9 protein-coding genes are annotated in these 11939 nt (G+C 55.6%); all 9 read right to left on the bottom strand.

Translation table 11 applies throughout. From position 1 onward, the window contains the following. Positions 1-4 precede the first annotated feature (4 nt). Positions 5-2092, bottom strand: coding sequence for a GumC family protein (locus ACLH1I_RS09680; protein ID WP_080935961.1), 2088 nt, complete (start codon positions 2090-2092; stop codon positions 5-7). Position 2093: 1 nt separating this feature from the next. Further along, positions 2094-2648, bottom strand: a complete 555-nt coding sequence (locus ACLH1I_RS09675; RefSeq protein ID WP_004204655.1) for a polysaccharide biosynthesis/export family protein — start codon at positions 2646-2648, stop codon at positions 2094-2096. After that, the gene (locus ACLH1I_RS09670; RefSeq protein ID WP_032426060.1) at positions 2645-3931 is read right to left on the bottom strand and encodes an outer membrane beta-barrel protein; all 1287 of its coding nucleotides are present in this window, start codon (positions 3929-3931) and stop codon (positions 2645-2647) included. Before ACLH1I_RS09670 ends, ACLH1I_RS09675 begins: the two co-directional genes overlap by 4 nt. Then, positions 3921-5324, bottom strand: a complete 1404-nt coding sequence (locus tag ACLH1I_RS09665) for an undecaprenyl-phosphate glucose phosphotransferase (protein ID WP_023319801.1) — start codon at positions 5322-5324, stop codon at positions 3921-3923. Before ACLH1I_RS09665 ends, ACLH1I_RS09670 begins: the two co-directional genes overlap by 11 nt. 299 nt (positions 5325-5623) lie before the next feature. After that, a complete protein-coding gene (csiR, locus tag ACLH1I_RS09660; RefSeq protein ID WP_004204660.1) occupies positions 5624-6316 on the bottom strand; it encodes a DNA-binding transcriptional regulator CsiR in 693 nt (230 codons plus the stop codon). A gap of 45 nt (positions 6317-6361) precedes the next feature. Further along, positions 6362-7762 (bottom strand): GABA permease, encoded by a 1401-nt coding sequence (gene gabP / locus ACLH1I_RS09655; RefSeq protein WP_004204661.1) that lies wholly within the window; start codon positions 7760-7762, stop codon positions 6362-6364. A 135-nt stretch (positions 7763-7897) separates the two neighbouring features. Beyond that, positions 7898-9181, bottom strand: coding sequence for a 4-aminobutyrate--2-oxoglutarate transaminase (gabT, locus tag ACLH1I_RS09650; RefSeq protein WP_151628451.1), 1284 nt, complete (start codon positions 9179-9181; stop codon positions 7898-7900). 12 nt (positions 9182-9193) lie between these two features. Continuing rightward, a complete protein-coding gene (gene gabD, locus ACLH1I_RS09645) occupies positions 9194-10642 on the bottom strand; it encodes an NADP-dependent succinate-semialdehyde dehydrogenase (protein ID WP_004204664.1) in 1449 nt (482 codons plus the stop codon). 23 nt (positions 10643-10665) lie between these two features. Further along, positions 10666-11934, bottom strand: coding sequence for an L-2-hydroxyglutarate oxidase (lhgO, locus tag ACLH1I_RS09640; protein WP_130946059.1), 1269 nt, complete (start codon positions 11932-11934; stop codon positions 10666-10668). Between the last annotated feature and the right edge of the window lie 5 nt (positions 11935-11939).

Genomic DNA, 11939 nt, shown 5'->3' with positions numbered 1-11939 from the left:
GGCGCTATTTCGGGGAAATGAGTTCGCGCATCTGGCGATCGAGCAGACGCTTTCCTTCCTGCGTTTCCAGCTGCTCTTCCTGAACCTGGTTGAGTACGCTCGCCACCAGGAGCTCGCCTGTACCTTGCAGACGATGCTCCGCTTCGCGGATGCGTGCCGCCTGCTCGCCGGCTTTCACTACCAGCAGACAGATATCGCTCTGCGCCGCCAGCAGCAAGCTATCCTGTGCCTGGCTGAGTGCCGGGGTGTCGATGATCAGCGTATCGTAACTCTGATGCAGATTGGCCAGTAGATCAGGCAAGCGCTGGGCGGTCAGCAGCAGCAGCGATGATTCCTGAAGATCGCCGCGCGGCATAAAATCCAGTTGCTCATCGAGCTTGACGATTGCCTGTTCTGGCGTACAACAATTATTGAGCAGCTGGCTGAAGCCTTTTTTGTGCTGCGGATACTTCGCGGACAGGCCCTGAGCAGTTTGATAGTCGAGATCAATCAGCAGCGTTTTACGCGATTTACTGGCAGACCAGGCGAGAAGTTCTGAGATTAGCGAACTGCCGGACTGAGATTGCACCGAGGTCACCAGAATGGTAGCGGGTTTGTCGCGCTGATTAAGCAATGCCAGCCGCAGGCTGTGGATCATGTCGGCATAAAGGACGTTATGGGAAACCTGCTTCACACTCTCCAGTTGCGTCAGACGCGGGAATTCTCCACTGGCTTTGAGCCCAGTTTTCGCTTTCAGCTCGCTGAGGCTGTTGACTGATTTATCCAGGGCGGTACTGACGATCAGGTACATGATATACAGCGCGAGGGCCATCATGGTGATCATCACGATCAGCAAACCACGCTGTGGTTTTGAGGGGCGGTCCGGCGGCACCGCGGCGTCATAAATGACCTCATCCGGCACTGAAAAACTCTCTGATAATTTCTGTTCGTTGGCGCGCTGATACAGGGATTTATACAACTCTTCAGTTTTATTCAGCGCGGTGGTCATAGTGTTATACTGGTCGCGCTTAGCACCAAGTGCCTGAAAGTTCGCCTTCTGGTCGTTAAGCAATTTCTGGTAATGCTGCTCATCGTCGAGAGCGATTTGATACTGCTGGCGCAGGCCGTTAAAAAGCTCCCCCAGTACCTGGCCTAGCTGTACGTTGACCGCCTGCAACTGGGCTTGAGCCTGCAAATATTTTGGATGTTGCGGCCCATAATGCTTAGCCGCTTCAGAAAGATTACGCCGGGTCTGAATAAGCGCAATCCGTAAGTCCTGTATTTGTGGGTGCCCGGATATTTCCGGCAGTGAGATAATCTGCTCTACTGGTTTACCCTGCTCGCGACGAACTTTATCCCACACCGTCTGAGCCTTCAGGCGACGCTGGGTGGCGTCGGCAAGATGGTTAATGACGATTCCCATGCGCTCGGTCTCATAGCCATCCATGCTGCGGAACGTCAGCAATCCATTCTGCTTAAGGAAGTTGTCGATGTCCGCCTTTTGCTGATCCATTTTGTGCTTAAGGTCGTCCATCATTTTTTCGTTCCAGCCCTGGGCCTGAAGCAAGGTGTTTTGCTTCTGTTGTAGGCTGTAATCGATAAAGGCCTGGGCAACGCCGTTAGCGATATCGGCAGCCTTTTGCGGCGATTTTGCTTCCATCGACACGGATACCAGTTGGGTAGTACGTACCCCCGATATTGTCAGGCCTCTTTCCAGCGCCTGAATGGCATTATGGATGCGTGTGGCTTCGTCGAGCTTATCACCGCCGTTAAATTCCGCGTCCTGATACAGCTTTAATTTGCGCACGGCGGCATCAAGTACTACTCGTGAACCCATGAGCGCGTACTTGGTTTCATAGTAATCGCTGCGCGTGGAGTCGTAGTTTTCAAGCCGCGGAAGGGGAGAAATGTCTTGTGATTGCGCTTTAAACAGCACGGTAGCAGTCGCTGTATAGCTTGAGGACATAAAGCGCGTCAGGATAAATGATGCCACCGCGGCAACAATAACCACTACCAGGCACCAGATCAGCTTGTGCTTAATTTTGTTGAAATAGGGCGCAAAGTCGATAAAGCCCTCTTTCTTTTTTGCATTTTCGACCAATGAAATTGCCATATCAGAAGAAACTCATGCCAATAATGATAGTGTCTCCAGCCTGAACGGAGGAGTCGGCGGCGACGTTTTCCAACAGCTTACCGCCGTGGGCCTGTCGAATACGAATATCATGACGGTCGGCGCGATCGGTGAAACCACCCGCCAGGGCGATGGCCTTTTCCGCCGTTAAGCCCGGCTCCCAGGCGTAGCCGTCGGGTTTTTTCACTTCCCCCAGTAAATAAATCTTGCGGTATTCAGCGATGCTCACGGTGACCATCGGCGCCTGCAGATAATTGCCGCGCAGCTTATCGGCGATTTCATTGCTCACCTGTTCAGGCGTTTTGCCTTTTAACAGCAGCGATCCGATATAGGGGTAATCAATGCTGCCGCTGTTGTCTATTTTTACCCGCATGGTCAGATCCTGCTCCCCGGAAACGGCAATATTGATTTCATCGCCCTGGTCGAGAAGATAGACAGCATCCGGTGGCGTTTTGATCGTCTGCGGCGGCGTGGAGCAGCCAGCCAGCAGTAGTGCAAGCAGCGGAAGCATCGCCAGTTTTTTATTGAAAAGGATCATATCTGTACCTGCGTCATAAAAATAATGGCCGAATCGTCGTAGCCCAGGGTGCGGTCAACCGCATGCGAGTAGTCAGGGCCAATATAAAAAGTATCCGTATCTTTATTTGAATGCATGGTGTTCCACTGCAGCTTCAGCTTAAAGTTAATCGAGGGACGGAAATCGTAGTTAAAAGTCAGCGACAGAAGATTGCTCTGGTCTTTGCGTTTATTGCTCTGATGCTTATAGTCTTCAGTGATATATGAATAATCGACCAGGGTTGAGAATCGATCCACCAGCCAGTGATGTTCATAGCCAACGCCAAAATTAGATACCAGAATGTAGCCCCCGGAGTCGGTCGGATCCTTAATGCGCTGCGAGCTGTGTAAGTTAAACTTCATCTGCTCCAGCGGTTTCCAGTCGGCGGTGATATCCCAGTTCAGGCCGTTGAAACCCTGGGAGTCCGGGTTATGGATAAAGTCTTTGTACAGCCAGGCAACGTTACCATTGATCTCGGTTTTTCCCGACAGGCGGTTTTTCATGCCAAACAGTAGATAATATTCATTGCTGTCTTTTAGCGGGTTGAGCTCGTAACGGCGCTGGTTTGTGATAAAGCTATAGCGGTAGCGCAGCGTTTTCGCTTTCTGATCGAACAGCTCTGCCACCAGGCTGTTTTCATTCCATTCCTGGTCGTGCATGTAGTAATCAAAGTCATCGCTGGCCGCTTTAATACTATCAAGGTCGCGAAAGCGCAACTGCTTACGCAGTAACGCGACCTCCACTTTACCGCGTCCCTCCGGGGCGCCATAGCTGTAGCGTAGCTCGCTGTTGAAAAAACGGGTGCCGATAGGTTTTTTGATACCAAACTCTTTAAACTGCTCGGGCAAAAAGCCTTCGGTCGTATCCTGACCGCGTTCTTCGTGGCCTAACGTCTCATCAAGATCCAGCGAGAGGCCATGCATTTTGCCGAAGCGCCATTTGCCATTGAACATAAAAAAATGGTTATTACGATTATCCGCGCTATCGTTGGCATAGTTGCGGTAATCGCCGGAGTACATCAGCAGATAGCGGTCTTCATAGCGTTCACCAATGGCTTTAACGATCGGCTTTATGTTCTGGTAGCTGGATCCTATTCTATTCTGGCCATAGCGCTGCCAGGTCACGTTGTCGTTGTAACCGATGTCATAGCCTAGCTGGCTCTCGAAATCGATACCAGCAATACCGGTATGCGCTTTCCCCTGCAGGTCGGCATGGACCCAGGGTATATAAAGCAACACCGTTAGAGCCACCCCTTTAGAACGCATTTTTGCCCACAAAGCCACGGAAGAAAGTCAGAAAGATGATTTTTAAATCCAGTAACAGTGACCACGACTGAATATATTGCAGATCAAACTGGATACGTTTTTCCATTTTATCGAGTGTATCTGTTTCGCCGCGAAAACCATTAATTTGCGCCAGCCCGGTAATGCCAGGCTTAACTTTATGGCGAATCATGTAGTTCTCGACGAGTACGCGATACTGCTCGTTATGTGCGACGGCATGTGGACGCGGGCCGACAATAGACATTCGTCCTTGCAGGACATTAATAAACTGGGGCAGTTCATCAAGTGAGGTTTTCCGCAAAAAAGCGCCGAATTTGGTGATTCGTGGATCGTTACGCGTGGCTTGCGTGACCACCGCGCTGTTCTCCATCACCCGCATGGTTCGAAATTTCCACACCTGGATCTGTTTACCGTTGAGACCGTAGCGGTTTTGTTTAAACAACACTGGTCCTGGCGAAGTGAGCTTAATACCTATCGCCACAAACAGCATCACCGGAAGGCTAAGCAAGGTAAAAAAGAGACCAAGAATAATATCTTCAATACGCTTGAGTACCGCGCCTTCACCTTCAAACGGTGAGGTGAAAATACTGATAGTTTGAATGTTGCCAAACATGCGTAACTGGGAAATGTGTGCACTGTACGAGAAAAGATCCGGCACCAGAAAAACATCCACCGTGGTATCGGAAAATTCGTTCAAAAACTGGCGAATACGCTGTTGGGCCACCATTGGCAGCGCAATGTAAACTTCATCTACCTCACCTTTTTTTGCCAGCGCCAGCAGATCTCGTGAGTTACCCGCCTTATCAATATTGATAAGGCGGCTGTCGCGTTGCACCGCCCGGTCCTCATAGAAACGAATGTCGATACCTTCAGCTGAGAATTCTTTATGCAATTCCTGCAGGATAGCCAGCCCTGCTGGCGTTATGCCCAGAATGGCGACCCTGCGTTTGCTCTTAAAGAAATAGCGACTGGTCACAACACGGATGAAAAACATGCTGATGAAAACAGCAACCGAGCATAGTGCAATGGTTTTGGCTAATACCAGGTGGTGAATCGACAGGGGGCGACTGGCAAGTTGTTCAGCGATAACGATCAATAGGAAAGATAGCAAGCCTCCCAGACACGCGCTTATAAACAGCTTCACGAGAATGGACAAGTATCTACCTTTCATTTGTCCAGAATAGAGCTGAAAATACTCGTTGGTACGTATAAATATTAATGAATAAATAATCCCAAGTAATATAGAAGAAGGGGTAGGAACAAGGTTAAGAACGATAAGATAGACGTAGATAAAGATGTTAACGGAGAAAAAATCCAGCAATTTCATTATGTTGCTATAGCGTGTGCTATAAATTTTAATTTTGCTATCTGTCATTTTTCGCTCATTTTATCGCCAATTAAATAACGTTTTCTTAATATTTAGTTGAGATATAGAAAAATTATTTATTGACATGATTTTGAATAAACTTCCTGTAACTATAGATGAAATGTTATAGGTTGTCGACGTGATAGTTAAAAATATATAGATTTATCAATGAATAAAATAACCATGGATATTGCACTGTTTTGCACTATTTATGGGGCATATTCCAATGTTTATGCAATCCAGGAACGTCGGTTGAGAAAGTGAAACCTTCCTGGCTGCGGCCAGAGTAGCAATCTCCACCGCCTGACTCACACTACCTGCGGCTGCAGCTTGCCGGCCATCGCCTGCTGAATAATCGGGATCGGAGTCAGTAAGTGCTCGCGCATCAGCGCGCTGGCCTGTTCAGCGTCGCGCGCCAGAATAGCGTCCACCAGAGTCTGATGCTGGACATGCTTATCTTCCAGCATCTCCACCGACAGCACAGTGGTGCGCAGCCAGATGAAGCGGTAGCGGGCCGCCAGGTCGAACAGCCGTTCGCGCATCTGCAGCAGATACTGCGAACCGCAGCCGGCGACGATGGCGGTGTGAAATGCCTGATGGCGCTGGTCCCATTCATCGAGTAAGTGCTCACTCGCTTCGCACGACTCCAGCTTGTTGAGCAGATGGGCGCGAGCCAGCAGCTCGGCTTCCCACTCATCGCCGCCGCGCTCAATGGCGAGGCGCACCAGCATGGCTTCCATGTTGGCGCGCGCGTCGAAGATATCGAGAAGCTCCTGTTCCGACATGGGCGCTACCCGATAGCCTTTCTGATTGACCACCGTCACCAGCCGCTCGGCCACCAGCTGCGAAAGCGCCTCGCGCAGCGGACCGACCCCCAGGGCATAGCGCGAGGTCAACAGGCTCATCCGCAGCTTCTCATCGGGTTGGTAGACCCCGCGGATGATGTCGTTTTTTAACCAACGGTACCCGTCAATGGCCGTCGCCTGGGAAATGGCGGTCATGTTCTTACTCCTGAATACTCTTCCCGGCGGGCGCCGGGAAGAGGGTTAACGCGTATTTTGCAGCGGCAGTTTTTGCCACAATACCAGCTTTTTCCAGCGCGACATAATCGGTACCGTACAAATAATTCCCAATGCTAACAGGCCGGTAGAGATCACCTCCAGCTGCTGCGCCGGACGGAACAGCATCACCACCAACACGAAGGTGATAAAGGCGATCACCAGCCAGGTCAGATACGGATAGAGCCACATTCTGAGACGGATCTCGCCGCCTTGCGCCTGAAGGATTTTGCGCATCCGCAGTTGCGAAACGGCGATCACCAGATAGACCAGCAGGGCTATGGCGCCGGAGCTGTCGATGAGGAATTTAAACACCTTGGCAGGCGCGTAGTAGTTCACCACCACGGTGAGGAATGCCGCGCCGGTGGAGAGCAGCACCGCCACGTACGGCGTTTTGCTGCGGTTGGTCCGCCCCATGATGGCCGGCGCATCGCCGCGACGGCTCAGGGAGTAGAGCATCCGCGAAGCGGTATACAGCGCCGAGTTCAGACAGCTGGTGACCGACAGGAGGATCACGCCGTCCATAATCAGCTTGGCATAGGGAATATGCAGCAGCTCGAGCACCGAGCGGTAGGAGCCGATGCTCTTCAGCCCCGGCATATTCCACGGGATGAGGGCGACGACGATAAAGATCGAGCACAGATAAAAAATAGAGATACGCCAGATCACCGAGTTGGTGGCGCGCACGATATGTTTATCCGGAGTATCTGATTCGGCGGCGGCAATGGTGACAATCTCCGCGCCCATAAACGAGAACATGGTGATCAGCATCGCGCTGAGCACCGCGCCGAAGCCGTTGGGCATAAAGCCGCCGTGATCCCACAGCCGCGAAATGCCGCTCACCTCGGCATAGGGATAAAAACCGGTAATGGCGACCGCGCCAAGTACGATAAACGCCAGAATAGCGACCACTTTGCACAGCGCCAGCCAGAACTCGAATTCGCCGTAGTTTTTGACGCTCAGCAGGTTACTGCCGGTGAGGGCGAGGGTGATGACCAGGGAGAACAACCACACCGGGACGCCCGGCACCCATGAATGCAAAATAATCGCCGCGATATTGGCTTCCAGCGGAATAACCAGGACCCAAAACCACCAGTACAGCCAGCCGATGGTATACCCCGCCCAGCGGCCGATGGCTTTATCGGCGTAGGTGGAAAAGGAGCCGGTATCCGGCGTGGCGACCGCCATTTCGGCCAGCATACGCATAATCATCACCACCAGCAGCCCGGCAAACAGATAGGCCAGCAGCACCGCCGGGCCCGCCTCGGCAATGGCGACGCTGGATCCGACAAATAAACTCGCGCCGATCACCCCGGCGATAGATAACATTGTGACGTGGCGCGACTTCAGTCCCGCCCCTAAATCCTGTGATTGCGACAGTTGCCCCATCATTTACCCTCTCGAAGTGTGTCACCTGGGAGAGCGCCCCGACATTCCCGCGCCGGGGCACGCGTATAATTATTGTTTTGCAGGTCTCGTCTTCATTCCCTTACTAACGTACTTCGTGTCCGCATATCTGTTGTTTTATGCCTGTTTCGCCTCGGTAAAGCAGTCGGCGATGATCTTCAGCCCCTGCTCGATCTGCGCCTCTTCGATGGTCAGTGGCACCAGGATGCGCAGTACGTTGTAGTACGGCCCGCAGGAGAGCAGGATCAGGCCTTTGTCGCGCGCGCGGGCGACGATATCCGCCGTGAGTCTTGCATTCGGTCTGCTGTGGTCGCCCTCTTCAAACAGCTCGATGGCGATCATCGCTCCCAGACCGCGGACATCGCCGATCTCCGGATGATTTTCAGCGATCGCCAGCAGGCCCTGGCGCAGGGTATCGCCGAGCTGGTTGGCTTTTTCCAGCAGGTTTTCCTGCTCGAAAATCTGCAATACCGCCAGGGCGGCGGTGCAGGCGATGGGGTTGCCAGCGTAGGTGCCGCCCAGTCCGCCGGGGGAGATGGCGTCCATCACTTCCGCGCGGCCGGTGACGCCCGCCAGCGGGAAACCGCCGGCGATGGATTTGGCGAAGGTGGTGATATCCGCCGCGACGCCCATCTGCTCCATGGCGAACAGGGTACCGGTGCGGCCCGCGCCGCTCTGAACCTCATCGGCGATGAGCATAATGCCGTGCTCGTCGCACAGGGCGCGCAGGCGCTGCATAAAGGCCGGGGAGGCGGCATAGAATCCGCCTTCACCCTGCACCGGCTCGATAATGATGGCGGCGATATCTTCCGGCGCGGCATCGTTTTTGAAGATGCGATGGATGCTGGCGATCGCCTCGTCATCGCTGACGCCGTGCAGCGCGCACGGGTAGAGGGCGCGATAGACGTGGCCCGGCATTAAGCCCATACCGGCGGAGTAAGGGTTCACTTTGCCGGTCAGCGACAGGGTGTAGTGGGTACGGCCGTGATAGGCGCCGGTGAAGGCGATAGCGCCGCTGCGCCCGGTTGCCGCGCGGGCGATCTTCACCGCGTTCTCCACCGCTTCCGACCCGGTGGTGACCAGCAGGGTTTTCTTGGCGAAATCACCTGGCACCTTCTGGTTCATCTTTTCGCACAGCGCCAGGTAGGGCTCGTAGGCCAGCACCTGGAAGCAGGTATGGGACAGCTTTTTCAGCTGGTCCTCCACGGCGGCGACAATCTGCGGATGCAGGTGGCCGGTATTGAGCACCGCGATACCGCCGGCAAAATCGAGATATTCCCGCCCTTCGACGTCCCACACCCGGCAGTTCTCCGCGCGCTCGGCGAAGATAGGATGGATCTGGCCGACGCCGCGCGGGACCGCGTCGCTGCGACGCGCCATTAATGCTTTATTGCTGTTCATCCGACACTCCTGTTAAAGGCCAATACACATGTATTTGATTTCTAAGTAGTCTTCGATACCGTACTTCGACCCTTCGCGGCCGAGGCCGGAGGCCTTAACGCCGCCGAACGGGGCGACTTCGGTGGAGATAATGCCGGTATTGATGCCGATGATGCCGTACTCCAGCGCTTCGCCGACGCGGAACACGCGGCTCAGATCGCGGGCGTAGAAATAGGCGGCGAGGCCGAACTCGGTATCGTTGGCCTGGGCAATGACGTCGGCTTCATCTTTAAAGCGGAACAGCGGGGCCAGCGGGCCGAAGGTCTCCTCTTTCGCCACTTTGGCGCTGTCGGGAACGTTGACCAGGATGGTCGGCTGGAAGAAGTTGCCGCCCAGGGCGTGCGGTTTGCCGCCGGTGACCACCTTCGCGCCTTTGGCGATGGCGTCGGCAATGTGTTCTTCAACTTTGGCGACTGCTTTCTCGTCGATCAGCGGGCCGGTGGTGACCCCGTCCTGCAGGCCGTCGCCAATGCGCAGTTTTTCCACCGCCTGCTGCAGCTTCTCGGCGAAACGGTCATATACCCCATCCTGGACGTACAGGCGGTTGGCGCAAACGCAGGTCTGCCCGGCGTTGCGGAACTTCGACGCCAGCGCCCCCTCGACGGCTTTGTCGAGGTCGGCATCGTCGAAGACGATAAACGGCGCGTTGCCGCCCAGCTCCAGGGAGACTTTTTTGATGTCTTTCGCGCACTGCTCCATCAGCTGGCGGCCAATCTCGGTCGAGCCGGTAAAGGAGAGCTTGCGCACCAGCGGGTTACTGGTCAGTTCGCCGCCGACCGCGCCGGCTGAGCCGGTGACGACGTTGAACACCCCGGCGGGGATCCCGGCGCGATTGGCCAGTTCGGCCAGCGCCAGCGCGGAAAACGGCGTCTGGCTGGCCGGTTTCAGGACCATGGTGCAGCCCGCAGCCAGCGCCGGGCCCGCTTTGCGGGTGATCATCGCCGCCGGGAAGTTCCACGGGGTGATGGCGGCGGTAACGCCGATGGGCTGCTTAATCACCAGCAGGCGCTTGTCGGCCTGGTGGCCAGGAATGGTGTCGCCGTAAATGCGCTTACCTTCTTCGGCGAACCACTCAATAAAGGAGGCGGCGTAGCTGATTTCACCTTTGGCTTCCGCCAGCGGTTTCCCCTGCTCGAGGGTCATCAGACGAGCGAGATCGTCCTGATTCTCCATCATAAGATCGAACCAGCGGCGCAGAATGTTCGCCCGCTCTTTGGCGGTGAGGGCACGCCAGGCGGGAAGGGCGCGGTTAGCGGCCTCGATCGCTTGTCGGGTTTCGTCGGCGCCCATTTTCGGCACGCTGCCGAGCTGCTCGCCGTTGGCCGGGTTGGTCACCGCAATCACGTCGCCGTTGGGCGCATCGCGCCACTGACCATCAATCAGCGCCTGCTGGCGAAACAGAGTCATATCGTTGAGTTGCATAATCGCTTCCTGTCTTCAGGGGGTTAACGGGTAAAAGCGGCGTGTAGTGTCTCCACGCTACGTGCCGCACGCAGCGTGCGTCCGGGATTGCTCTGGCTGGCCAGCAGGGTCTGCACCTTGCTGACGATATGCGCGCCGATCGGGATAGCCGACGTCGCCGCCGGCGACGGCGCGTTACAGGTGTGAATGGAACGCGCGGTGGTGACAAAGAGAAAATCGTCGATCAGTTTGCCCTGCGGCGACACCGCCTGCGCCCGCACGCCGGCCGGCCACGGGCGTAAATCGCTGAGCGTCAGGCTCGGGCAGTATTTCTGCACCAGCCGCAGATAGCCGCTTCTGCACAGCGAATTCTTCATTTCGCCCAGTCCGGAGCGCAGGTTGTTTTGCAGCACCCGGCGGATGCCGGGCGAGGTGAGGATCTCCAGGGTATCGGCCAGCGAGATATCACGCTTGCGATAGCCTTCGCGCTTCAGGGCCAGCACGGCGTTGGGGCCGACGGTGACGCTGCCGTCGATCATGCGGGTCAGGTGGACGCCGAGGAACGGCATCGCCGGATCGGGGATCGGATAGATCAGATGGTTGACGATCTGATTGTGCTGCGGGGCAAGCTGGAAATATTCCCCGCGGAACGGGCAGATGATAAACCCGGGATCGACGCCGAGCATTTTCACCAGCCGATCGGCCATCAGCCCGGAGCAGGTAATCAGCGTCGAGGCCTCATACTCACCGCCCTGACGGGTACGGATCACCACGCCGCTGGCGTGTTCTTTCAGGGCGCTGACTTCGGCGTTGTAGACGATGGCGCCGCCTTTCGATTCGAAGTTCTTCGCCATCGCCGCCGCCACGTCGCGGTAGCTGACGATGCCGCTGGAAGGGACGAATATCCCGCCGAGCCCGGTTATGTTCGGTTCGCGCTCGCGCAGCTCCCCGGCGCTCAGCCATTCCCGCTGCAGGCCGTTGGCGGCGGTGCGATCCCACAGGGCGCGCATCCGCTCCATCTCCAGCGGCGAGGTGGCGACCAGCATCTTGCCGCAGACGTCATAGCGGATGCCGTTCTGCTCGCAAAAGGCCTTGGTAGCGCGGTTGCCGGCGAGGCAAAACTGCGCCTTGAGGCTGCCGGGGGTGTAATACACCCCGGCGTGGATCACGCCGCTGTTGTGGCCGGTCTGATGGCAGGCCGGGCCGGGCTCTTTTTCCAGCAGCGCAATGCGGGCGTCCGGGTAAATCTCAATTAACTGCATGGCGGTCGACATGCCGATGATGCCGCCGCCGATAATCACGAAATCATACATCCGCT

It is taken from the genome of Klebsiella sp. 1SOBk10mer, from assembly GCF_046602535.1.
Taxonomy (GTDB): domain Bacteria; phylum Pseudomonadota; class Gammaproteobacteria; order Enterobacterales; family Enterobacteriaceae; genus Klebsiella; species Klebsiella quasipneumoniae.
Note: the sequence above shows the minus strand (reverse complement) of the source record. Positions and strands in the feature narration are given on the sequence as shown.